Annotated in this window: 22 protein-coding genes and 1 tRNA gene; 11 read left to right on the forward strand and 12 right to left on the reverse strand. The window is 32.2% G+C overall.

What is annotated here, in order from left to right:
• The first annotated feature begins 122 nt into the window (after positions 1-122).
• Positions 123-707 carry a hypothetical protein gene (locus tag RSE15_RS09810; protein ID WP_324068090.1) on the forward strand — a complete coding sequence of 195 codons (585 nt, stop codon included), beginning with the start codon at positions 123-125 and terminating at the stop codon, positions 705-707.
• A gap of 49 nt (positions 708-756) precedes the next feature.
• Here the strand turns inward: RSE15_RS09810 and RSE15_RS09815 are convergent, their stop codons facing one another.
• Positions 757-1,233, reverse strand: a complete 477-nt coding sequence (locus RSE15_RS09815) for a TspO/MBR family protein (RefSeq protein WP_324068092.1) — start codon at positions 1,231-1,233, stop codon at positions 757-759.
• An 82-nt stretch (positions 1,234-1,315) separates the two neighbouring features.
• On the opposite strand from RSE15_RS09815, the gene RSE15_RS09820 reads away from it, so the two are divergent.
• The 5 genes from RSE15_RS09820 (at position 1,316) to RSE15_RS09840 (ending at position 5,817) form a co-directional block, all read left to right on the forward strand.
• Positions 1,316-2,392, forward strand: coding sequence for a diphosphomevalonate decarboxylase (locus RSE15_RS09820; RefSeq protein ID WP_324068093.1), 1,077 nt, complete (start codon positions 1,316-1,318; stop codon positions 2,390-2,392).
• A 46-nt stretch (positions 2,393-2,438) separates the two neighbouring features.
• On the forward strand, positions 2,439-3,377 hold the full coding sequence (locus tag RSE15_RS09825) for a mevalonate kinase family protein (protein WP_324068095.1): 939 nt from the start codon (positions 2,439-2,441) through the stop codon (positions 3,375-3,377).
• A 50-nt stretch (positions 3,378-3,427) separates the two neighbouring features.
• A complete protein-coding gene (locus RSE15_RS09830; protein WP_324068097.1) occupies positions 3,428-4,348 on the forward strand; it encodes a geranylgeranylglycerol-phosphate geranylgeranyltransferase in 921 nt (306 codons plus the stop codon).
• A 100-nt stretch (positions 4,349-4,448) separates the two neighbouring features.
• A complete protein-coding gene (locus RSE15_RS09835; RefSeq protein WP_416380759.1) occupies positions 4,449-5,342 on the forward strand; it encodes a pseudouridine synthase in 894 nt (297 codons plus the stop codon).
• Positions 5,343-5,457: 115 nt separating this feature from the next.
• Entirely contained in the window at positions 5,458-5,817 is a 360-nt protein-coding gene (locus RSE15_RS09840; protein WP_026725323.1) for a nuclear transport factor 2 family protein, read from the forward strand.
• A 45-nt stretch (positions 5,818-5,862) separates the two neighbouring features.
• On the opposite strand, the gene RSE15_RS09845 is transcribed toward RSE15_RS09840, so the two are convergent.
• Both RSE15_RS09845 and dusB read right to left on the reverse strand, forming a co-directional pair.
• On the reverse strand, positions 5,863-6,177 hold the full coding sequence (locus RSE15_RS09845; protein ID WP_324068100.1) for a hypothetical protein: 315 nt from the start codon (positions 6,175-6,177) through the stop codon (positions 5,863-5,865).
• A 21-nt stretch (positions 6,178-6,198) separates the two neighbouring features.
• On the reverse strand, positions 6,199-7,194 hold the full coding sequence (dusB, locus tag RSE15_RS09850) for a tRNA dihydrouridine synthase DusB (protein ID WP_324068102.1): 996 nt from the start codon (positions 7,192-7,194) through the stop codon (positions 6,199-6,201).
• Between the two features lie 145 nt (positions 7,195-7,339).
• On the opposite strand from dusB, the gene lepA reads away from it, so the two are divergent.
• The 4 genes from lepA to RSE15_RS09870 all read left to right on the forward strand — a co-directional run bounded on the left by lepA (position 7,340) and on the right by RSE15_RS09870 (position 15,276).
• Positions 7,340-9,136 (forward strand): translation elongation factor 4, encoded by a 1,797-nt coding sequence (lepA, locus tag RSE15_RS09855; protein ID WP_324068104.1) that lies wholly within the window; start codon positions 7,340-7,342, stop codon positions 9,134-9,136.
• 171 nt (positions 9,137-9,307) lie between these two features.
• Positions 9,308-13,522, forward strand: coding sequence for a T9SS type B sorting domain-containing protein (locus tag RSE15_RS09860; RefSeq protein WP_324068106.1), 4,215 nt, complete (start codon positions 9,308-9,310; stop codon positions 13,520-13,522).
• Between the two features lie 60 nt (positions 13,523-13,582).
• Positions 13,583-14,848 carry a Y-family DNA polymerase gene (locus RSE15_RS09865; protein WP_324068109.1) on the forward strand — a complete coding sequence of 422 codons (1,266 nt, stop codon included), beginning with the start codon at positions 13,583-13,585 and terminating at the stop codon, positions 14,846-14,848.
• A complete protein-coding gene (locus RSE15_RS09870) occupies positions 14,839-15,276 on the forward strand; it encodes a LexA family protein (RefSeq protein ID WP_324068111.1) in 438 nt (145 codons plus the stop codon). The genes RSE15_RS09865 and RSE15_RS09870 overlap by 10 nt, the downstream gene beginning before the upstream one ends.
• 55 nt (positions 15,277-15,331) lie before the next feature.
• Here RSE15_RS09870 and RSE15_RS09875 read toward each other — a convergent pair whose 3' ends face one another.
• The 7 genes from RSE15_RS09875 to RSE15_RS09905 form a co-directional block, all read right to left on the reverse strand.
• The gene (locus RSE15_RS09875) at positions 15,332-17,389 is read right to left on the reverse strand and encodes a peptidylprolyl isomerase (RefSeq protein ID WP_324068113.1); all 2,058 of its coding nucleotides are present in this window, start codon (positions 17,387-17,389) and stop codon (positions 15,332-15,334) included.
• Between the two features lie 89 nt (positions 17,390-17,478).
• Entirely contained in the window at positions 17,479-18,744 is a 1,266-nt protein-coding gene (locus RSE15_RS09880) for a hemolysin family protein (RefSeq protein WP_324068116.1), read from the reverse strand.
• Between the two features lie 7 nt (positions 18,745-18,751).
• The gene (locus tag RSE15_RS09885) at positions 18,752-18,940 is read right to left on the reverse strand and encodes a hypothetical protein (RefSeq protein ID WP_324068118.1); all 189 of its coding nucleotides are present in this window, start codon (positions 18,938-18,940) and stop codon (positions 18,752-18,754) included.
• Positions 18,941-18,987: 47 nt separating this feature from the next.
• Entirely contained in the window at positions 18,988-19,515 is a 528-nt protein-coding gene (gene lptC / locus RSE15_RS09890; RefSeq protein WP_324068120.1) for an LPS export ABC transporter periplasmic protein LptC, read from the reverse strand.
• 34 nt (positions 19,516-19,549) lie between these two features.
• Complete coding sequence (locus tag RSE15_RS09895) at positions 19,550-20,911, reverse strand: tetratricopeptide repeat protein (RefSeq protein WP_324068122.1); 1,362 nt, start codon at positions 20,909-20,911, stop codon at positions 19,550-19,552.
• A 21-nt stretch (positions 20,912-20,932) separates the two neighbouring features.
• Positions 20,933-22,189 (reverse strand): BamG family beta-barrel-assembly machinery protein, encoded by a 1,257-nt coding sequence (locus RSE15_RS09900; RefSeq protein ID WP_324068123.1) that lies wholly within the window; start codon positions 22,187-22,189, stop codon positions 20,933-20,935.
• Entirely contained in the window at positions 22,186-22,917 is a 732-nt protein-coding gene (locus RSE15_RS09905; protein WP_324068126.1) for a type III pantothenate kinase, read from the reverse strand. Before RSE15_RS09905 ends, RSE15_RS09900 begins: the two co-directional genes overlap by 4 nt.
• A 122-nt stretch (positions 22,918-23,039) precedes the next feature.
• On the opposite strand from RSE15_RS09905, the gene RSE15_RS09910 reads away from it, so the two are divergent.
• A tRNA-Phe gene (locus RSE15_RS09910) sits at positions 23,040-23,112 on the forward strand.
• Between the two features lie 54 nt (positions 23,113-23,166).
• Here RSE15_RS09910 and RSE15_RS09915 read toward each other — a convergent pair.
• Together RSE15_RS09915 and RSE15_RS09920 are read right to left on the reverse strand one after the other, a co-directional pair.
• On the reverse strand, positions 23,167-24,081 hold the full coding sequence (locus RSE15_RS09915) for a GYDIA family GHMP kinase (RefSeq protein ID WP_324068128.1): 915 nt from the start codon (positions 24,079-24,081) through the stop codon (positions 23,167-23,169).
• Positions 24,081-25,397 carry a hydroxymethylglutaryl-CoA reductase, degradative gene (locus RSE15_RS09920; RefSeq protein ID WP_324068129.1) on the reverse strand — a complete coding sequence of 439 codons (1,317 nt, stop codon included), beginning with the start codon at positions 25,395-25,397 and terminating at the stop codon, positions 24,081-24,083. Before RSE15_RS09920 ends, RSE15_RS09915 begins: the two co-directional genes overlap by 1 nt.
• Positions 25,398-25,438 lie beyond the last annotated feature (41 nt).

Consider the following 25,438-nt stretch of genomic DNA (forward strand, 5'->3'; position numbering starts at 1 on the left):
CATTACAATTTTAAAACAAAAATAACAAACAAACGTTTTTTTTGAGTCGTTTTTTTTGTTAATATTGACAAATCTTTCAAATTTGATACCAAAAATAAGTGTTTAACTATAATTATGCAATAATGAGAAAAATTACAAACATGAGAAATACAATTTTAGTAGGTTTATTAATGCTTGGTGCGGCTTCTTGTAAAAGTAAAAAAGAAGAAAAACCAGTAGATGCTCCAAAAGGAGAAGTTAAAGTAGAAGTTTTATGTAGTGGACCAAAATACTTCACTGATAAAGATTTTTTCAGAGCAAATAGTGTTGGTGAAAGTCCAGATCAAGCAAACTCCAAAAGAATGGCATTGAGTAATGCACGTTTAGAATTAGCGGGGCAAATTGAAGTAACATTAAAAGCGGTCATTGATAACTATTTTAACGATGTAAATTCAGGCGGGAAACAAGAATACATTGCTAAGTATGAAGGATTAAGTCGTGAGGTAATCAATCAGTCTATTTCAGGAACAAAAACAATTTGTGAAGAGTTAACAAAAACTGCAACAGGAAAATACAAAACTTATATTGCAATTGAATTAAATAATTCAGCATTGTTAAACACATTAAACAATAGAATTTCTAATGATGATCGTTTAAAAGTAGATTATAACTACGAAAAATTTAAAGAAACGTTTTATAAAGAAATGCAAGAAATGGGAAATAAATAAACCTTTCACCTTATGAAAAAGGCGATTTCAATTTTGAAGTCGCCTTTTTTTATCTATTCAGCCAAAAAATACTACCCGTTAAAATCGTAGCAAATCCAACCCAAGCTAAATAAGGAATCAATAAATATGAAGCTCTTTTGTCAATTTGTTTGAAAACATGATAGGTTTCATAAATAATTAACCAAAGCAAAATAATTTCGATTAAAGCTAATAAAATATTGTTCAATCCAAAAAATAAATACGACCACAAAGCATTTAAAAGCAATTGAACTGTGAAGAATAATAAACCTTTTTTAACCAATTCTTTATTGGTTTCTAATTTGTTCCAAACCATTCCAGCGGAGATTCCCATTAGAATGAAAAGCATTGTCCAAACTGGCGCAAAAACCCAGTTAGGCGGATTAAAACTCGGTTTTTTAATTTCGGGATACCAAGTGGTAATGCTTGACTGCGTTACGTTGCTCGATAAATAACCAACCGCTAAACAAATGGCAACGCAATATATTATTTTAAGATATTTATTCATGTTTTCAAATTTATACGCAAATTAACGAAATATCAAGACAACAAATCAATCAAAATCGGTATTTTTGTCAAAATTTTAAGCTATGCTTACTGAAAAAGATTTTATTGCAACCTCATATAGTTCCATCGAGTCCGCTAATTTCGAATGGAGCGCGCCTAGTAATATTGCCTTAGTGAAATATTGGGGCAAAAAAGAAAATCAAATTCCAGCGAATCCATCAATTAGTTTTACGTTAAACAATTGTAAAACAATTACGAAGCTAGATGTAGTTAAACAATTGGAAAATAATTCTTTTTCCTTCGATTTGCTTTTTGAAGGAAAGCCGAAAGAAGATTTTAAACCAAAAATTCAAAAATTCTTTGAAAGAATTGAAAAATATTGTCCTTTCTTGAAAGAATATCATTTTAAAATTGATACTCAAAATACGTTTCCTCATAGTTCAGGAATTGCGTCTTCGGCATCTGGAATGGCAGCTTTAGCAATGAACATTATGAGTTTGGAAAAAGCTATTAATCCAACTATTACTGATGACTATTTTTATTCAAAAGCTTCATTTTTGGCAAGATTAGGAAGTGGAAGTGCTTGTAGAAGTGTACAGGGAGGAGTAGTGGTTTGGGGAAATCATGCAGAAATTAATGGTAGTTCAGATTTGTTTGGCGTGGAATTTTCAGAAATCCATTTCAACTTTAAAAACTATCAAGACACAATTTTGTTAGTCGATAAAGGTGAAAAGCAAGTTTCGAGTACGCTTGGGCACGATTTAATGCACCACCATCCTTATGCCGAAAGACGTTTTGCTCAAGCGCACGAAAATTTATCAAGTATAAAAACAATTTTATCTACAGGAAATATAGCAGAATTTATTAAAATTGTAGAAAGCGAAGCCTTGACTTTACATGCTATGATGATGACTTCAATGCCTTATTTTATTTTAATGAAACCAAACACTTTGGAAATCATTAATAAAATTTGGAAATTCAGAAATGAGACTCAAATTCCGGTATGTTTTACATTAGATGCTGGTGCGAATGTACATGTTTTGTACCCCGAAAACGTTAGCGAAAAAGCATTACAATTTATTAAAGATGAATTAGTTGGCTATTGTCAAAATGGTCAGTATATTTGCGATCAAATTGGAATTGGTGCTAAATCAAATTAATTTTGTATATTTACTCATTGTTTACTGAAAAAGAAAACTGAAATTTATGAAAGGACCACTTTTTTACTCAAAAATATTACTTTTCGGAGAATACGGAATTATCCAAGATTCGAAAGGACTTTCAATTCCATATAATTTCTATAATGGTGCATTAAAGAAAGATGAAAATCCTTCGGAAAGCGCTATTAAATCTAATGAAAGTTTAAAAAAGTTTGTTGTTTATTTAGAACAGCTGCAAGCCGAACAACCTGAATTAGTGACTTTCAATTTGGAAGTATTACAACAAGATGTAAACAGTGGAATGTATTTTGATTCAAGTATTCCTCAAGGATATGGAGTAGGAAGTAGCGGTGCTTTAGTAGCGGCTATTTACGATAAATATGCAAATGATAAAATTACAGTGTTAGAAAATTTAACGCGTGAAAAATTATTGCAATTAAAAACGATTTTTTCTCAAATGGAATCATTTTTCCACGGAAAAAGTTCAGGCTTAGATCCGTTGAATAGTTATTTGAGTATTCCAATTCTAATCAATTCGAAAGATAATATTGAAGCAACTGGAATACCAACACAAAGCACGCAAGGAAAAGGGGCGGTTTTCTTAATTGATTCAGGAATAGTGGGCGAAACTGCTCCAATGGTTTCTATTTTCATGGAAAACTTAAAAGATAACGGTTTCCGTACGATGTTAAAATCACAATTCATAAAATACACCGATGCTTGTGTGGAAAACTTCTTACATGGCGATGTAAAATTGTTGTTAGAAAACACCAAACAATTGTCAAAAGTAGTGTTGAATAACTTTAAACCAATGATTCCAGAAGAATTTCACCAAGTGTGGCAAAAAGGAATCGATACGAACGACTATTATTTAAAATTATGTGGTTCAGGCGGTGGTGGATATATTCTAGGTTTTACCCAAGATTTAGACAAAGCAAAGGAATCTTTAAAAGACTATAAATTAGAAGTAGTTTATAATTTTTAATGTTTTTAGTTAGAAGGAAACTTTGAACTATAAACTTTGAACAAAAATTCATGCTTACCCGTAAATCCAAATTAGTCCTTTCTAAAATTTTCAGCTTCTTTTCTGTGATTAGAGGATACAATATTTGGGTGATTGCACTAGCGCAATATCTTTCTGCTATTTTTATTTTGGCTCCTGAAAAGAGAGCTTTGGATATCATTCTTGATTGGCGTTTATTTTTGATAGTGCTTGCGTCAACTTTAACAATTGCCTCGGGTTATATCATCAATAATTTTTACGATGCTAAAAAGGATTTAATTAATCGCCCTAAAAAAGCTATGATTGAACGATTGGTGAGTCAAGAAACCAAGTTGAAAGTCTATTTCGGAATTAATTTCATAGTTGCTCTGTTGATGTTTTTCATTTCATGGAGGGCAGTTTTATTTTTCTCGGCTTATATTTTTCTCATTTGGTTTTATTCACATAAGTTGAAAAAAATGTTTTTGATTGGAAACTTTACTGCTTCAGTATTAGCAGTTTTGCCATTCTTTGGAATTTTAATGTATTACAAAAACTTTTACGAAGTCATTTTTGCGCATGCAACGTTTTTGTTTTTATTGATTTTAATTCGAGAATTGATTAAAGATTTAGAAAATATTGAAGGCGATTTAATTACAGATTATAAAACAATTCCTGTTGTTTTTGGTGATAAAATGGCAAAATCAATCATCTCAATTTTAGCAATTTCAACTTTAATTCCTATTTATTTTCTTGTTGAAATCTACGACGTAGGTTACATGGATATATATTTTTATTTAAGTTTAATAACATTATTGTTTTTTGTTATCCAATTATGGAATGTATCTTCAAAATCAGCATATTTAAAACTTCATTTTTTATTGAAATTTATCATAGTTGCGGGTGTATTTTGTATTGTTTTAATTGAGCCTTCGGTTTTGATTCATGGAAAAAAATTAATTTTAACGCCTTAATTGTCTGTTTGTTAGTGGTTCGTGCAGCTTTTGTAATTAAAAAACTAAAGTAGGCGTTTCAACATATTAGTTATATCTTTGCAAAAATTTGTTTATAATTATGTCACGTCAAGGGAATGATAAAAGCCGTCCGGGTTCAGCAAGACAAGGAGGCTACAAGAAAGATAGCAATTCAAGAGGAAATGCTCCAATTCGTAAAGCACCTTCTAAATTTGCAACCAAACCAGAAGCGGCCAAACCAGAAGCTCCTAAAGCTCCAAAATCACCAAAAAGACCTTCTAATCCAGATGAAATTCGTCTAAATCGTTATATTTCTAATTCGGGAATGTGTAGTCGTAGAGATGCGGATATTTACATTCAAAGTGGTAATGTAAAAGTAAATGGTGAGGTTATTACCGAAATGGGTCACCGTGTTAAATTAACCGATGTGGTTCAGTTTGATGGAGTAAATATTACACCAGAAAAGAAAGAATATATCTTATTAAACAAACCTAAAAATTTCTCAACTGCTGGCGATGACTCTCAAGGTTCTGCAAATGTGTTGGATTTAGTCCGAAACGCAACTAAAGCTAATTTAATGCCTGTAGGAAGAATGGATAAGACTACGACCGGTTTGTTGTTGTTTACCAATGATACTGAAATCGTTCAAAAATTTACAGTTCCTAATCAGCGTTCGTCTAAAGTTTATCAAGTTTCGTTAGATAAAAATTTAAAATTTGAAGATTTAGAAAAAATCCAAAAAGGATTAATGATTGACGATCACAAAGTATTTGTAGAAGAAATTACTTATATCGAAGATCAACCGAAAAGTGAAATCGGAATCAAAATGAAAACATCTAACGTAAAAGTAGTTCGTAAAATTTTCGAACACTTAAAATACGATGTTTTAAAAGTAGACCGCGTAACTTTTGCTGGTTTAACTAAGAAAAACTTACCAAGAGGTGATTGGAGATTCTTAACGGAACAAGAAATCATCAACCTTAAAAATGCTTAATTGTATTTTTTAAAACATATAGACACATAGATTATTCTTTGTGTCTTTTTTTATTTAATAACCTTTTGCGAACTTTGCGAAAAACTTTGCGCTCTTTGCGTTTAACTAAAACTTTATGCCAAATCAACTACAACAAATCGCCATTAAATGGTTTGATGCTTTTAATACGAAAAACTTAGAGAAGTTACTAGAATTATACGACGACGAAGCCCAACATTTCAGTCCGAAATTAAAAATTCGTCAGCCTGAAACTAATGGTTTAATCATTGGAAAAGAAGCGATGCGCGTTTGGTGGCAAGATGCTTTTGATAGATTACCAACCTTACATTACAAAGTAACTTCATTAACCGCCAACACCGACAGAGTTTTTATGGAATACACACGTCAAGTAGCAGGTGAAGCTGATATGTTAGTGGCTGAGGTTTTGGAAATTAAAGAAGGGAAGATTGTGTTTTCTAGGGTTTATCATGGGTAATGATATTTTTTTTGTCATTTTGACATAAGGAGAAATCACATAATATTAAACTTTTACAGATAACCATTTATCAACTAAAGACGCGAAATGACTTGTTAATGGCGTAGATTCTCCATCTATTGTCAGACTTTCAGCTTCAAAATCTATTAGTAAATCAATTATATCGTTTAATTGTTTTTTTGATAAATCTATTTTGTAATGATTGTTTTCTGTTTCTTCCTTTCTATTGTGTTTTTCAGGTTTAGGAATTTTGTTGTTGTTTAAGATGTCGAGAAGCTTATCTACTAAAGCATCATTTTTAGTTTTTGACAACTCGTTAATTGTAGATTTAATAGTAAGATAATCAATGATGTTTTTCATTTTTGTTTACTTACATTTAAACTACCCCTCAAAAACATAATCCGCATACACTTGCTCAATCTCAGTAAATACATCTAATAATTGATTAATCCCATCTGTGGTTACCAATTTTTGTTTGTATTCTTTAAAACCGTGAATGCCTTTGAAATAATTGGTATAATGACGACGCATTTCGTTGATGCCTAAACGTTCTCCTTTCCATTCGATACTCCAAATTAGGTGATTTCTTGCCGCTTCAATTCGGTCATTCATGCTTGGTGGTGCTAATTTTTCTCCTGTGGCGAAATAATGTTTAATTTCGTTAAAAATCCAAGGATAGCCAATCGCTGCACGACCAATCATCATCCCGTCTAAACCGTATTTATTTTTGTATTCCAATGCTTTTTCAGGTGAATCAATATCGCCATTTCCAAAAATCGGCATCGTAATTCTAGGGTTTTCTTTAATTCTTTGAATATGACTCCAATCCGAATGTCCTTTGTACATTTGAGCACGTGTTCTAGCGTGAACCGTTAAGGCTTGCACGCCAATGTCTTGCAAACGTTCGGCAACTTCATCAATATTTATAGAGTTTTCATCCCAGCCTAAGCGCGTTTTCACGGTAACAGGCAAACTAGTGCCTTTAATAACCGCTTTTGTTAATCGCACCATTAAATCTACATCTTTTAAAACGCCTGCTCCAGCACCTTTACAAACCACTTTTTTTACAGGACAACCAAAATTGATGTCTACCAAATCAGGTTGAACAGCATCCACAATTCTTGACGACATTTCCATAGCTTCTTCGTCACCGCCAAAAATTTGAATTCCTACGGGGCGCTCGTAATCAAAAATATCTAGTTTTTGTTTGCTTTTCATAGCATCACGAATTAATCCTTCCGAAGAAATAAATTCAGAATACATTAAATCAGCACCATGTAATTTGCATAAACGACGAAATGGTGGATCACTCACGTCTTCCATGGGAGCTAATAATAGAGGGAAGTCGGGTAAAATGATGTTGCCTATTTTGGGCATGATTTTATAAAATTTTTTGCAAAAATACTACTTTTTTTGATTTCCGCTTTCCGCTTTATGTTTTAGTTCTTTTTAAGTCAAAACTTTCAATTATATTTGCAGATTAAATACGTTGGTATTTCACAGAAATTGATAGCATTAGAAGATGAAGAAAATAAGAAATTTTTGCATTATTGCGCACATTGACCATGGTAAGAGTACTTTGGCGGATCGTTTATTAGGTGCTACGCAAACGGTTACAGCTCGTGAAGAAAAAGCACAATTACTAGATAATATGGATTTGGAACGTGAACGTGGTATTACCATTAAAAGTCACGCAATCCAAATGGAGTACACTTATAAAGGGGAAGATTATATTTTAAATTTAATTGACACTCCAGGTCACGTGGATTTTTCTTACGAAGTTTCGCGTTCAATTGCAGCTTGTGAAGGGGCATTATTAATTGTTGATGCGGCTCAGAGTATTCAGGCACAAACAATTTCTAATTTGTATTTGGCTTTAGAAAATGATTTGGAAATTATTCCTGTTTTAAATAAAGTTGATTTACCTAGTGCAAATCCAGAAGAAGTTAGTGATGACATTATTGATTTGCTTGGTTGTAAATTAGAAGATATTATTCACGCTTCTGGTAAAACAGGTTTTGGTGTTGAAAATATTTTAGCAGCTATTATCGAAAAAATTCCTGCTCCTAAAGGTGATAAAGATGAGCCATTACAAGCTTTGATTTTTGATTCACATTATAATCCGTTTAGAGGAATAGAAGTTATTTTCCGTGTTATTAATGGAGAAATTAGAAAAGGGCAAAAGATTAAATTCATGGCTACTGGCAATGAGTATTTTGCGGATGAAGTAGGTACGTTGAAATTAAATCAAGTGCCGAAAAGTGTTATTTCTACAGGGGATGTTGGGTATTTAGTTTCTGGAATAAAAGAAGCAAAAGAGGTAAAAGTAGGGGATACTATTACAGATGCAAAAACGCCAACTACCAATATGATTACTGGTTTTGAAGATGTAAAACCAATGGTATTTGCCGGAATCTACCCTGTTGATACAGAAGATTATGAAGATTTACGCGCTTCAATGGAAAAACTTCAGCTAAATGATGCTTCTTTAGTGTTTGCTGCGGAGAGTTCGGCGGCATTAGGATTTGGTTTCCGTTGTGGATTCTTAGGAATGTTACACATGGAAATTATCCAAGAGCGTTTAGAACGTGAGTTTGATATGACCGTTATTACTACTGTTCCTAACGTTTCGTATCATGCCTACACTAAAAAAGAACCGGATACTATTTTAATTGTAAATAATCCTTCTGATTTACCTGAGCCATCAAAGTTAGATAGAATAGAAGAACCATATATCAAAGCAACTATCATCACAAAATCTGATTTTGTTGGTAATGTTATGAGTTTGTGTATTGAAAAACGTGGTTTAATTACCAATCAAACGTATTTAACAACAGAACGTGTAGAATTAAATTTCGATATGCCGTTAGCGGAAATTGTGTTTGATTTTTATGATCGTTTAAAAACAGTTTCTAAAGGATATGCTTCTTTTGATTATCACCCAATAGGAATGCGTGAATCAAAATTAGTTCGTTTAGATGTCTTGCTAAATGCACAACCTGTTGATGCTCTTTCGGCGTTAATTCACGAAAGTAATGCTTATCATATTGGTAAAAAAATGTGTGAGAAATTAAAAGAATTAATCCCAAGACAACAGTTTGATATTCCAATTCAAGCAGCTATTGGTGCAAAAGTAATTGCTCGTGAAACTATTAAAGCATTACGTAAAGACGTAACTGCAAAATGTTATGGTGGAGATATTTCGCGTAAACGTAAATTATTGGAAAAACAGAAAAAAGGTAAAAAACGTATGCGTCAGGTTGGAAACGTAGAAATTCCTCAAGAAGCATTTATGGCGGTTTTGAAACTGAACGATTAAGAAATAGTTAATATATTGTAAAAAAGTTTGAATATTTTATTATGTTCAAACTTTTTTAATTAAAAATATTCTGCTTTTATCTTTTTTTATTACATTTATATCAATGATTTATAATCCAATCGAATCTTGAAATACCTACTAATAATATTCGCCTTTATATATTCAAATTGTTTGTTTTCACAAGCTATAACAGTTGATAACACCACAAATTCACCTGCTCAATTAGTTGATTTGTTGTTGGGAAATTCATGTGTTGAAGTCTCTAATATTTTAGTTTCATCTACGCAAGCAGTGGCCTATTTCAATCAGAACGGTTCATCTTTTCCTATTTCAGAAGGAATAATTATTAGAAATGGAGTGGCTACTTTTACACAAGGTCCTTATACTGGTCTTAATTTGAGTAGTTCTGTAACCAATTCAGGCGATGCTTTTTTGCAAAATTTGAGTAATAATAACGGTGGTTCAAGCCCAATTGTTAATGCAGAGTTTTTAGAGTTTGACTTTATTCCACTTTCAAATAGTTTTAGTTTTAATTTCTTATTTGCTTCAAACGAATATGGTTTTTATCAATGTGAATTTAGTGATGTTTTCGCTTTTGTATTAACTGATTTGTCTTCGGGTGTTTCAAATAATTTAGCTGTTATTCCGGGGTCAAGTACTCCTGTTTCTGTTACTACAATTAGGAATAGTAGTAATAACGATCCTTTAAGTCCAAATAATAATTGTGCTTCTATAAATCCTAGTTTTTTTGGTACATATAATGTTGGTAATCCTGCTTCGGCGTTAAATATGCGAGGACAAACGGTGGTTATAAATGCCTCTTCTGCAGTTGTACCAAATACACCTTATAGAATTCGATTAGCAATTGGTGATTATGCAAATTCAGGTTTTGATTCCGCTGTTTTTATTGCAGCAGGAAGTTTTACAACTACATTGGATTTGGGCTCAGATCAGATTATTTGTACTGGGGATACGGTTCAATTAAATACAAGTTTAGACAATACATTTACATATACTTGGTTCGAAAATGGCAGTCCAATCCCTGGTGAAACAAATTCTGCTTATACGGTAACTCATGCAGGTACGTATTCAGTTGAAGCTGTTAAGGGAACTTGTTTGATTACAGATACTATTGTTTTTACAGACTTATTAGTGAATAATCCTCAGGATTTACTGACTTGTAATACTGGTACAGCTTCTTATAATTTCAATTTGACTACTAACGATGAAGTTGCTTTAGGGATAGATTCAACGATTTATGATGTGTTTTATTATGAATCTCCTGCTGATATTACAGCGAATAATCCAATTCCAAATGGAACTTTAACTACTTTTCCAAGTCCTGGAAGTCAAACTATCTACGTTAAAATATTTAACACTATTACTAATAATTTTTGTGATGCAGTGTATCCATTTGATTTAGTAGTAACGAGTCCTGTGATAGTAACACAGCCTAATCCAATTTCAGTTTGTGAGGGTCAATTAACTACAAACTATGCATTTGTAGCTTCAACAAATAGTGAAGTTTTAAACGGACAATCTGCAAGTAATTATAGTATCACATATTATAATTCAATCGCTGAAGCTACTAGTGGAGCTAATCCAATAACTTCAGTTTCCATACCTAATGGAACCACAACAATAACAGTGGGTATCCGCATGCAAGATGTTTCAAATCCTAATTGTTTTGCTGTTACTTCTGTAACAATTACAGTTAATCCGTTGCCAATAGTTGATGATATTCCAGATCCTTTAGAGTGTAGTCAATTTACTTTGCCGGCTATTGTTAATGGAACATATTATGTTTTACCGGGAGGACCAACAACTCCTGGACAAGTGCAATTAACCGCCGGAGATATTATCGATTCAAGCGGAACGTACTATATTTTTGCAGGTCCAGATGTAAATGGATGTACAAACGAAAGTTCCTTTAATGCTTATTTTATAGATGAATATGAGCCTAATTTAGATCATTGTGGAACGTTTAGAGTGCCTTCATCACCATTTAATATAGGGAATTTTTATACACAACCGGGTGGTCCTATGGGTACTGGAGTTGTTGTGCCTGCAGGAACTGAATATGTAAATACTTCTGCAGTTAGTTTTACAGAAACCTTGTACTATTACGCTGAAGTTGACGGTCTTTTTTGTAGAGATGAACAATTTATATTTTTTATACATCCATTACCATTAATTGATGATCCTGCAGATGTTGTTACTTGTGATAGTTATGTTTTACCTGCTTTGGTAAATGGAAATTATTTCTCACAATCGGGTGGTACAGGAGTTCCATTATTTGCGGGAGATGTTATAAGTGTCAATGGCCCTAATTTCCCAGGAACTTACTATGTTTATAACCAGTTAGCTCATACTACCAGTGCGGGAATACCAGGTAATTGTTCTTTAGAAAATCCATTTCAAGTAGACTTAGTTGATACAACAGTGTTTACATCGGTTTCAGATTGTGGTGTTTATTCGCTACCAGCGGTTCCGTTTGGGGATTATTTTACTGCGCCAAATGGTGGAGGTACTCCAATTACAGCTTTGAATATTACATCTTCACAAGTAGTTTATTATTATGCAAATACTACTACGCAGCCCAATTGTACTTCTAATTTGAATTACAATATCACAATTCATTCGTTACCACTTGTAGATTCAATAACAAGTGATGTTTATTGTGGCGAGTTTGTTTTACCAGTTCTTACGAATGGAACGTATTATACATTATCTGGCGGACCAACAGTTATAGGACAAACTCAATTGAATCCAGGAGATATTATTGATTTAACAGGAGTCCGTTTAGTACCTGGAACCTATTATATTTATAATGGTTTGGATGTAAATGGTTGCTTTAATGAGTCTAGTTTTACTATAACTTTAAATCCGTTCCCTCTTGTTGATGGAGTTCTAAGTGAAACTAAATGTTTGCCATATTCAATTCCGGCACCAGTTAATGGAGCTGTTTATACTGAAACAGGAGGCCCTTCGGGTACTGGAGTCTTGGTTTCTGCTTCGGATGTATTTGATTACACGGAAACGTTCTATTTATATAATATTAATTCTTCTACTGGTTGCGAAATCAATCTTCCATTTACAATTACTTATAATGGAATTAATTTGCCAGATTATCCAAATGTGAATGTTTGTGAATTTGAAAATTATCAGTTACCTGCATTAACGCATGTAGCTCCTACACCATTTAACTATACGATAGGTTATTTTTACGACCCAAATGGGTTAAATCCAGTGCCGCCGGGAACGGTTTTCAATACGCCAAATACAACTACAACTATTTATGTGTATGCAGTAAATGGAGATAGAATTATCTGTATGCAAGAAGATAGTTTTGATGTTATAGTTTCTGAAACACCTAATTTGTCTGCTCTGAGTTTGGTGTTTGATAACGAGGAATGTGGGGCTTATGTTTTGCCAACGTTACCAACAACCGCTTTCAATATTGGTTATTATTCTCAATCTGGTGGAAATCCAGCCGATTTGATTACAAATTTAAATATAACCACTCCAGGCACTTATACGTATTATGTACATGCTTCAGCTGTTGGAAACCCAAATTGTAATGATGAAATTTCATTTACTTTTACCGTTCATCCTTTGCTAGATATTACTATTGCTGGCGGAATTATTTGTGTAGATTCACAAACAGGTGATGTATTAAGAACATTTACAATGCGTTCAGGTCTAAATCCAATCTTTTTTACTGTGAATTGGTATTTAAATGGAGCTTTAATGGGCAGCGGCCCCAATTATACAGCTTCGCAAGCAGGTGTCTATACCGTTGAATTTATTAAATTGACTCCAGATGTTGGTACTAATTGTAATTACAATACTACAACCGTAACTATAGTGCAATCAGGACCTGCTGTTGCAGATTTTACAGTTAGTACTCCGTTTGAAAACAATACTTTTATTACAGTTGATTTAACGGGCGGATATGGTGATTATCTTTATCAATTAGTTTATCCTAATGGAAATGTAACGGAATATCAATCGAGTAATGTGTTTTCAAATTTACCTACTGCTGAATATTATATAAATATTTACGATATTTTAGGAGGATGTAGCCCAACACGAATTGGACCAATTTATATTATCAATTATCCAAATTACTTCACGCCAAATGATGATGGGGTAAATGAAAATTGGAATATTTGGGATTTAAACCATCAACCAGATGCTGTTATTTCTATTTTTGATCGCTATGGTAAGTTTTTAAAACAAATGTCTCCTGCAAGTTCTGGTTGGAATGGAATGTATAATGGCGAAAAATTGCCAGCTACTGATTATTGGTTTACCGTGGAATATTTACCTCAAAATAGTACTAACAAACAAATTTTTAAAGCTCATTTTTCTTTAATCCGATAACTTATTAACATTAACAATTGACCAATTCACTTTTTGTATAAGTTAAAGTATTTTTACAAGATGTATGCTTTAGTCGATTGTAATAACTTTTACGTTTCGTGTGAACGTGTTTTTCAGCCTCATTTAAACGATAAACCTGTTGTGGTGTTGTCTAATAATGATGGTTGTATAATATCACGCAGTAATGAAGCTAAAATGGCAGGAATTCCCATGGGTGCGCCTGAATTTAAAGTTCGCGACTTAATTAAACAGCATAATATATATGTCTTTTCTTCTAATTATGCACTGTATGGTGATTTGAGTCATCGCGTTATGAAAACGCTCGAACACTTTGCTCCTAATGTTGAGGTATATAGCATTGATGAAGCTTTTTTGAATTTTTCGGGTCAAGATATTCCTGATTATCATGCGTATGGTTTGCAAATCCGTAAGCGAATTATGAAATGGTTAAGTATTCCAACAGGGATTGGAGTGGCACCTACCAAAGCATTGTCTAAAATAGCAAATCGTATTGCTAAAAAATTTCATGAACGCACACAAGGTGTTTATGTAATCGATTCCGATGAGAAACGAATTAAGGCTCTGAAATGGACTAAAATTGAGGATGTTTGGGGGATTGGTTTTCGTTTAACGAAGAAAATGCAGGCGAAAGGAATTCTAACCGCATACGACTTTATTTTACCTCACAACGAATGGTTTGTTAGAAAAGAAATGGGAGTGGTAGGAATGCGTTTAAAATACGAATTAGAAGGCAAGTCTGTCTTGGAGATGGAGGAGCCAAAGAGCAAAAAAAATATTGCAGTGACGCGTAGTTTTGAAAAAGACATCACCGACTTTGATGCGCTCAAGGAACGTGTAGTAACTTTTGCAAGTGTTTGTTCTGAAAAATTGCGAAAACAAAATTCTTGCTGTTATGGTGTAATTTTATATTTGAGTAAAGATAGATTTCGTGCAAATGGCGCAAAATATAGCTTTTATCGTTTACAAACATTGGCTTTCCCAAGTAATTCGGTATTTTCGATTAGTGATTTAGCGGTAAAAATGCTGAAAGAAGTATATGAGCACGGAGCTATTTATAAAAAGGCAGGTGTAATTGTTACCGAAATCATCCCAGCCAATCAAAAACAGTTTCATTTATTTGATGATGAAAATCCAAAGTTTCAAAAACTAATGGAAGTGATGGATGCTTATCACGAGAAAGTAGGTGAACGTAAAATTAAGCTTGCCTCTCAAGATTTAAAACGTACTTGGAAGATGAAACAGAATTATTTATCAAAACGATATACTACTAACTTTAATGAATTACTAGAAGTGCGATGCAAGTAAAACCTAAAATAACATTTTTCATTCCTAATTTAGATACTCCAATTCCTATTTCTTTTATTTCAGAAGGAATTAAAGCAGGTTTTCCATCGCCAGCTGCCGATTTTGAAGAGTTGAAACTAAGTTTAGATCATTTGCTAATTAAAAATAAAGAAGCAACATTTTATGCCAAGGCCAGTGGAACTTCTATGATAGGAGCGGGTATTGACGATGGCGATATTTTAGTTATCGATAGAAGTTTAGAACCTCGAAATAATGCTGTCGCAATTTGTTTTATAGATGGTGAATTTACAGTGAAAAGGATAAAAAAAGAAAACGGGGAAGTGTTTTTAATGCCTGAAAATCCAAACTATAAACCCATAAAAATGGAACCTGAAAACGAATTGGTTATTTGGGGAATTGTAACCTACGCCATAAAACAAATGAAATAAAAAAAAGAGACTGATTGCGAAATCAGTCTCTTTTTTTAGTGTGAACATTGATATATTAGAAATTTGCTCTATTATCTTTAATTTCTGCTTTGTCTTTTAAAGCAGTGTATGCTTTAGAAGTTGCATAAGATTGATTTTGTGTTCTATCTTGTGTAATGTAAGTTGCATAACTTGGAACTTCTGGAGCTTTAGTTACTGCTTTAGCTCTTACCATAAACATTCCAGAATTACCTTCAATAATTTCAGAAGTTTTACCAGCTGCTAAACCAAATGCTTTACCTACAACTTTTGGTTCATTACCAATATTTGGAAGTACTGGTGATTTCATTGAAACGCCAATAGCAGGTTGAACAGTAGCGCCAGACTTTTGAGCAACTGCTTCTAAAGAAGCACCACTCATTTTTTTCTTGATAATTTCTGCTCTTTTCTGGTTTTTTAAGATTGGTTCAACAGTTTGTTTTGCCACATCAATTGGTAATAAACCACTAGTGTTTTTATCTTTTAATTTTGCAATTACAAATCCTTGAGGAACTTCAAAACGTCTTACATCACCTATTTCTGTATCTTCGTTAAATGACCATCTAACAATTTCTCTTTGAGAACCTACACCTTGAACATATTCGTCAAATCCTTTCAAGTTAGTTGCTGGAATTACTTCTAAACCTGCTTTTTTAGCCAAAGCAGCAAAATCAGAATTTTCATTAGCATCTGCTTCTAACTTACTTGCTTTTGTGTAAATAGCATCAATAGTTGCTTCAGAAGGTTGAATTTTTTGAGCTACAGTTCCCATTAAAACAGCCTCATATTTATCTAATACTTGAATTACATGGAATCCATAATCAGTTTCAACAACTCCCATTGTTCCAACCGTGTTGTTAAAAACAAAATCATTAAATTTTGGTACCATTTGTCCAGGAGTAATATTGTCATATACACCACCGTTATTTTTTGATCCTGGATCATCAGAGTTGGTCATTGCTAACATAGCAAAGTTTCCTGGATTAGCTTTTGCTTGTGCTAATAAGCTGTTTGCTAAAGCTTGAGCTTCTTCTTTAGTTCTAGTTGCTGCTGATTGAGGAGCGCCTTTATACGCTAATAAAATATGACTAGCTTTTGCACTTGAATTTCCTTTTCTAGCAATCATTCTAGAAATGCATTGGCTTCCGTTAGCAACATATGGTCCATAAACTGCACCAACAGGTAAGTTGAACAATGCTTCTTGATGCTCAATTGGTAAATCTTTTTTAGCAACATACGTAGAGTCAAATTTAATGTCTGAATTTGCGTTTACAAATTCTCCAACATTTGCAACAGAATCAAATTTAACTTTTACATCACCAATAGAAGTCAACATAGCTTGTTCGTCTTCTTTAGATGGTTTGTTTTCTACTAAAACAAAATCAACGTTAGTTGTATTGTCTGATTTGTATTTTTTTGGTGATTTTTTCATGAAATCGATAATTTCGGCATCAGAAACTTTCACTTGGTCGTCATTGATAGTTGAAAAAGGTACCGTTACATACTCAAAATCTGCTTTATCATTTTCTAATTTGTATTGAAATTTACCTTCTGCTTTAGTAGTGTAAACACCCGATTTAATCATCGTGTTATACATTTGTTCAACAGCATAAATTTCAATATTTTTTTCAAATTCTTTCCATTGTAACCATTGTGTTTGGTCAGGAGCGTTTTTGATTCCTTTTAAAGATTCTTTAAATTTATTTTCGTCAAACTGACCTACAGCATTCAAAAATTGAGGATTTTGAGATAAACTTGGATTTTGTTTAATTACGTTGATTAATTGTTCGTTACCAACTTTTAATCCTAATTTATCAAATTCTTCTGTAAGGATAATTCGTCTAACTTCTTGTTCCCAAGCACTATTCATGGCTTGTGTAGAGCTGGTTCCTTGACCTTGTTTTTCAATATTTGCAACACTTTGCATAAATTGTTGTGCTTCAATATCGGTTCCGTTAACAGATCCTACATCGTTAGCACCTGCGCTAAACGTACCACTTTGAATAACATCTGCCAAAACAAATGAAAACAAAGCTAATGCAATGATGATAATTAGGAAGAATGAACGCTGTCTAATTTTAGATAAAACTGCCATTTTTATTTGTGTTTAATTTTTTTCAGAAGGCGAAAATACAATTATCTATTTAATAATAAAATAGTAAACTCATATTTTGCTTTATTTTTTTATTTTTTTTCTTCTTTTACAGAAAAACGAACCAATTCAATTTTTTTATTGCTTGCGGAATGTATGATGATTTCAAAATTTTCAATCCTAATTTTTTCCTCATTTGAAGGTATTTCTTTCGTGTAATTTACGACAAACCCTCCTAATGTTGAATAAGAATCAGATTCTGGAATTTGTAAATTGTATTTTTCATTAAGAAATTCTACATCTAATCTAGCAGAAAATAAATAAGTGTTTTCTTCTAGTTTTTCGTCAATTAAAGTTTCCTCCAAATCATGCTCGTCTTCAATTTCTCCAAAAAGTTGTTCAATAATATCTTCTATAGTGATAATGCCAGATGTTCCGCCATATTCATCTAAAACTACAGCAATGCTTTTTCTTTTTTTTGTAAGTAAATCAAGCGCATCTTTAATAAAAATTGTTTCTGGGATATATTCAACAGGAATCATTATATTTTTAATTGTTTTGGGTTTATTAAATAATTCAAATGAATGAATATATCCCAAAATATCATCAATAGAGTTCTGATAAATAAGTAATTTTGAATAGCCTGTTTTTATAAAAGTGTTTTTAAGCTCTGCTATTGAGTCTAAAATTTCTACGCCACTTATTTCAGTTCGGGGAGTCATAATGTCTCTCGCTTTTAAATTTGAAAACTCAAGCGCATTTTGAAAAATTTGAATTTCAGAATCAATTTCATTCTCTTGAGAAACATTGTTCATTTGTTCAGTGATGTAGTTGCCTAATTCTACTTTGCTGAAGTAATCTTGTATTTGATCTCCTGATGTTTTAAAGAATTTTCTTAGAATAATATCTGAAATCCAAATAATAAATTTGGTTGGCCAGAAAAACAATTGGTAAAAAAAATAGGTTGGAACTGCAAAAAATTTAATGAATGAATTTGCATAAATTTGGAAAAATACTTTTGGAAGAAATTCAGCGGTTACTAATATAATTGCTGTAGAAATTAAGGTTTGTAGCAACAAGCCTAAAAATGCTGTAAGATTAAAATAGCCTTCAAGCCAATTTATGATTAGATCTCCAGAGTAAATACCATAAACTACTAAAACAGCGTTATTACCCACAAGCATTGCGGTAATAAATTGAGAAGGTTTTTCGGTAAGTTTGTTAAGAATTGAAGCATTAAAGTTTTGCTGCCTTTTTTCTATAGATAAGTATACTTTATTAGAAGAAACATAAGCAATTTCCATTCCTGAAAAGAAAGCCGAAAGCAACAAACAAATTACAATAATGGTCAATTCCATTTATGATTTACTTTTTTTGGTATTTGTTGTGAAAATGTCTTCTAAAGAAAAACATTCCAAGGGCAACAGCAGCAATTACAATACTTAAGAGTATGTCATTAAGTTCTTTGCCTTCTTGGTATTTTTTAAAAGCATCATATAAAAAGAAACCTGAAAAAATTAAATAGATATATTGAATAAATTTTAAATAAGACATGATGTATTAATTTTTTCAAATGTAATAAAAAGGAAAATGCAAAACAATTATTTGTCGGATGTGTTTACTTCTCCACTACTTTGTTGCATGTTGAAGATTTTGAAGTCTTTGCTAAAATCAACTCCAGGGCCTTCTAAATAACCGCCATTTTCGTCGGTATATTTAAATTGTTTTTCGGTAAAAAACCATTCGTTTTTTTGGTCAAAATACAATTGTGAGGTTTCTAGTTTTTTGCCGTTTTGAGAGCTTATCGTAACATTGCCTTGTAGGTCAATAATACTTGTTTTTTTATAAGAAATGGCATAATCTGAAACAATAGTTGTGGTGTTTCCTTTGTTGTCAAAAAGGGTAACGTGTATTCCTTTTGGGAATTCTGTAAAAGGATTAAGTATGCTGCTATAATCAAGCATTTTCGGACTCTTTAAAATAGATTTAATTTGTCCTGAATCAGTATATTTTAGATTGATAGTGTCTGCTTCACCCGTTGGCAAAAAGTTTGTTTCATTAAGTTGTTGAACTTTTTTGATGTCGCTTTCGCATGAAAAAAACATAGTCACGATGAAAATCGTGACCATGTTTAAAATTGTATTTTTACTAAAGAATTTCATCTTATAAGTTAGGAACTACAATACTTTCTCCAACCCAACAGTTAAATGCAATTCTTTGTCCTGCTTTTCCAGATTGAAAAATTTCTGTTTTTGAAGGTGCAGCAGCTCTATATTTTGCAGCATCATTGTTTGCTTTGGCTTTAATAGTTGAATCAACAGCCGCCGCTTTATTACAATATTGAGCAGCTAACCAATACATTGCTCTTTTTTCAAATTGATCGTTTCCACATTCGTTTATGCTACTTCCATATAATGAAGCAATTAATAAGTAAGCTTTACCATATGATGGTTTTACTTGAAGCGCTTTTCTTGCGTAGTTACGAGATTGTACCTTGTTAGATTTGCTATATAAACTTGCTATCTTATAATAAATATTAGCTTTTTTAGTATTATCTGTGTGTAAATTAGCAGCTTGGTTAAAATATTCCATAGCTTTTGTCATGTTCTTTCTTTGATACTCAACAACGCCTAATTTTTCTGCAGCTTCAGCACTTGGGTTTAGTTTATAAAGCGCTTCAGACATTTTAGAGAACAATGGGTCAGAATCACACTCCTTAGCTTCTAAACGATTAGTTGCTCTTTTTAACCATTCTTCGTTAGTTTTGTTTTGTTCAAAACCTTTTTGATAGAAAGGAATTAATTTTGTGCAAGTAGATAATTCTAAAATAACGTTATCCATATCGTTTCTTACGTTTTCAAAAATATCTAAGTTGTTTTCAAGTCTAGCTTTTCTAGCGTTTTCCTTATCAGTTAATGCTTGACCAGTTTCTTCTTTATTTAATAAAACATCTTTTTCATTAGACAATTCTTCTTCCTCTTCATCTAATTTCTTAGTCAAATCATCATATTTATCAAATACTTGTTGTAATTCAATTCCTTTGTTTGCTTTATGGTTGTTTACTAAGATTTCAAAATACACATAGATTGCCTTTGCATATTTAAAGTTTGCATAATCTGTTTTAAAAGCAACATCTAATAATTGAAAAACTTCATCCGATGTTCCAACTTTATTTTCAAATAAAGCCAGTCCTTTTTTCATTTTGTTTCCAGCTCCATTGTTAGGGAAATACTGGTCATGTTCATCGTATAATTTTAATAAATCACGAACGTATTTTTCTTTTTCCGCAGGATTAGCCGCTTTTTCAATTTTCAATTTAATCGCAAATTCACCTTGCGAGTAGATGCTTTTGTGAAAAGAAGGGCAGTCTTTTCTTAAAGTTGTTAAATGGTCGTAAGCTGACGCATCTTTGGATTTAACTGAAGTTGCCATTAAACTTAATGTTTCAGTACAAGCCTCTGTGTTTTGAGCTTGAACAAAAAAACTAGCCGCGGCTATAAATAGCAAAGTTAATTTTGTTTTCATTTTTCTGCTTATAAATAATTATTAATCAATTTTTCTTCTTTCAAACCATTTTGCGCTTAGGTTTAACCCAATGCTTATGTTAAAATAGTTTTCTTCAATTAGGTTGTTCGTTGTTGTTCCTCTTTTTCCAAATTCAAAGCCTAAGTCAACTTTTGAAAAGCCTAGTGGTATTCCTAGACCAAAATTCATGCCATAGTCTTTAATGCTCTCATTATTTAATATTAAACCTGTATTTTCGTATTTAAAGCCAGCTCTGTAAACAATTCTTTCAAGGTAACTTGAAAATGAATCATACTTTGGAATATAGTATCCGCCTAGTGCAAACCTAGTAGCGTTTTCAAATGAAACATTTGTGTTGTCAGAAAATCTATTTACTAAATTTTTATTTTGAGTAAAAGTAATTTCAGAACCAATTAACCATTTTTTGTTTTCGCCTAAACCTAAGCCTAAACTTAGTTTACTTGGAATAATTAAATCTTTGTTTGGAACGGTTATGTCTACATCATCACTAGATAATTCTGTTCCAGATGTAGTGTATATAACAGTGGCGATGTTTCTTGAGTTGTCAGTGCTTAATTTGCTTTCTGGGCTATAGGTTAAGCTTGAGTGAAAAGTTAGTTTGCTATTGATTTTAGTATTGTATAGTATTCCTAAATTGTATGAAATACCATTTAGTTGAGTAATATTTCTTTCTCTAGTTAAATATTGAGAAAAATTAGGTTCTAGGATTCTTTCTGTAAATTCATTAGTAATGTCTCCAAAGTGATAATTTATATCAATTCCAAAACTAAATTTTTCATTAAAAGCATAAGAAGTTCCAAAGAAAACTTTATTGATGTAGCCATTTCCTTGGGATTTAAAATATCTTGTGTCGTCTGTATCTACAATAGTACTTTCGTTTTTATATCCAACAGCAGAATAAGGCATTAAGCCAAATGCTACTCCAAATTTTCCTAAAGGTAGTCCAATTGCTAAATAATCAAAACTAGTTCTTTGTGCTTTTTCTTTTTCTGTGTCAGTGCTAAATTTTGCTGATGAATTTGTTGCTCCAACCGCAAAAGTTGTAAGTTTTAATTTAGAATAAGAAGCTGGATTCATTAAACTTAACTGAATACTATCTCCAGTTATTGCTAATCCTCCCATCGATCTAGTATCTTGTGTTCCTTTGAATTTTACTTCCCCTAATCCATAATAAGAATAAGGTGACGCGGTGTTGTCTTGACCCCAAGTAGTTATGGAAACAAAAATACTAGCAAATACTATAAGTTTTTTAATCATTTTTGATGTATGTATAGTGATAATAAGTTCAAACTTTCTAATAAGAAATTTGAATTGGCAAATATGGTGCTTTTTAATCTTTTAGCCAAAAAATCTGCATCGCCTCCTGTTAAAATTATTGTTAAATCTTGATTTTTAAGAGAATATTGGGAAATAAACCCGTCAATTTCATGACAAACCCCATTAATTATTCCGCTATGAATAGCATTTTCTGTTGAGTCGCCAATAAAAAAGGCGACCTCTTTTTTGTCTAACAACGGTAAATTTGCAGTATAATTGTTTAAACTAAGATAGCGTATTTTTATTCCTGGAGAAATTGCTCCACCTAAATAATTGTTTTTATCATCTACAAAATCGTAAGTAATACAAGTTCCTGCGTCAATTACTAATTTGTTTTTATTGGGATATAGGAGTGAAGCTCCAGCTGCTAAAACCATTCGATCTATTCCTAGAGTTTTAGGAGTGGTATACAAATTAGTAAATGGAAATTTCGAGTCATGATTAATAATCTCCGTGTTGAAACTTTTTTTGATGAAATTTAATACTTCCATATCAAGTTTTCCTACCGAAGAAAGTATGATTTTTTCAAGATTTGAATGTTTTTCAAAAATATTTTGAAAATTTTTTAATGCCTTTTCAATTTCAAAAACATAAAAGTCGAGTTGCTTATTGTGTTCAAATACAGCAACTTTAATTCTTAAATTCCCAACATCTATTGTTAAAAGCATGATTTGTTTTTTGAGGTTGCAAATATACAAATTGATTTTTTTTATTAATTGTTTTGGAAAATATAAAAATCGTTATATATTTGCACCCGCAATAAGCAAGCAGTACAGCTTGAAATTGTAAAGGTACCTTAGCTCAGATGGTAGAGCAATGGACTGAAAATCCATGTGTCCCTGGTTCGATCCCTGGAGGTACCACTTAAATCCCAACAATTGTTGGGATTTTTTGTTTTTAATACGTTTTAAAAAGGGTTATAGTACCATTTCTTCGTAGGCTAAAACAGTAGGATAGCCTTTTTCTGTAAAATATGCTTTTGGATTATCTTTAGAAAGTACCATTACAAAATCGCCTCCCCAAGCACCTAAACTTTTTATTACACCTTTAAAATCGGGAAATAATTTTTCTTTAACGGTTTTTGTTTCCAAAACATCGCTCATCATAATTTCGTGAAGTTCCATTAATTTAGCAAAATCTTTTCCGTCTTTGCAATCAATGGCTTGAAAAGTAATTGTATTTATTTTTGGAATTATTTTCCCTGTTTTATGACGTTGCGTCATGTAGTTTGAAATTGCTGATTTGCTACTTTGTTTTTGATTCAAATAAACAAAATGTATGTTTTCTTTAAATTGCGGATTAAAATGAACGCCTTTAAAATGAGGAATTTCGTTTTCTAATTGATAGATGATGGGCATATTTGTTTGTGCACATGCTACATCATAACCGCTGCCGCCAAAACTTTTGGTTAATAATTCAAAGGCGTCAATTTGTAGCCATTGTCCAATATTATTAATCAAAGTGGAAGAAGTTCCTAACCCCCAAATGCGAGGAAATGTTAAATGCGTTTCAATTTCATAGCCTTCTTTGTTTAAAAAATCAGGATTTTGAATATAGGATTGATGTAAAATTTCAATTAATGTGTTTTTTATACCCTCGCTATTTTTACTCAATAATTTGCTTGTTATAGCTTCGAAAGTAATAATTTCTTCAAACCAAATACTTTTATCAACATCAAAACTTGTCCATTTTATTTGTTGATTATTTCCTTTTTTTACAATTAAATTTTGTCCAAAACGAGTAGGAACGGCTAATGCTTTTGCACCGTCTAGTACAACATATTCGCCCGTCAGTAATAGTTTTCCGTTGCTGTAAAACGTTTGAGTTTCCATTAATTTCTTAATTTCTCTAAATAATCAATTACTAAACTATGTGTTACGGTAGTGTCTTTAAAATAGGCTACTACTTTTTGTTTTTCATCCTTAGTTGCCTGATGTTGGTTTAAAATATTCATCAAATGCATTTTCATGTGGCCTTGCTGAATTCCAGTTGTAGTTAACGAACGCAAAGCAGCGAAATTTTGTGCTAAACCAGCGGCAGCAACAATTTGCATAAGTTCTTCAGCAGAAGGTTTTCCTAATAATTCCATAGAAAATTTTACTAACGGATGTAATGAGGTTAATCCTCCGACTGTTCCTAGTGCTAAAGGAACGTCCATCCAAAAAGTAAAAATGCCGTTTTCTATTTTAACATGCGATAAACTTGAATAGTGTCCAGATTTACTTGCGTAAGCATGTATTCCTGCTTCGACAGCTCTAAAATCGTTTCCAGTAGCTAAAACCACAGCATCAATGCCGTTCATGATGCCTTTGTTGTGAGTAACCGCACGGTAAGGTTCAACTTCTGCTATTTTAACAGCTGTTGCAAATTTTTGAGCAAATTCATTAGCATCAATGGTTGCCGATTCTGAAAGTTGTTCCACTGGACATGAAACTTCAGCTCTAACCACACAATTTGGTACATAATTACTCAAAATACTCATAATAATTTGTACATTTTTTTCTTCAGGAGTAAATCCGTCATAGTCATTGGCTTTTGCTTCCAATGTTTTGGCAAATTGTTCTAAACAGGTGTTGATGAAATTGGCACCCATACTATCTTTAGTGTTAAAAGTAGCATGTAATTGAAAGTAATTTGCAATTTCCGAAGTTTTGTCTCTTAATTCTATATCTAATATACCGCCACCACGCTTTTGCATGTTTTTGGTAATTTCATGAGTGTCTGAAAAAAAATGTGGCTTTGTTTGGTTGAAAAAAGCAGTTAATTTTTCGACCGATCCATTAAAGAGAAAATGTACCTGACCAATTTTTTCTGTGTTGATAATTGTAGTTTTAAAACCACCACGTTCGCCCCAAAATTTAGCGGCTTTTGATGCTGCAGCAACTACTGAGCTTTCCTCAATCGCCATGGGAATAGTATAACCTTTTCCGTTGATAATAAAATTAGGAGCTACTCCGTAAGGTAAGTAGAAATTTGTTAAAGTGTTTTCAATGAATTCGTCGTGCAATTTTTGCAAATTATCATCTGCATTCCAATATTTAATTAGACTTTCCTTTGCTTCGGTAGGATTTAAAAAATAAGCATTTGCTATCCAATCTATTTTTTCTTCTTTAGAAAGTTTTGAAAATCCTTTTATATTTTGACTCATAATTTATTCAATAATAAACAAAGATAGCAAATTTGATTTTA

The organism is Flavobacterium sp., from assembly GCF_035195345.1.
Taxonomy (GTDB): domain Bacteria; phylum Bacteroidota; class Bacteroidia; order Flavobacteriales; family Flavobacteriaceae; genus Flavobacterium.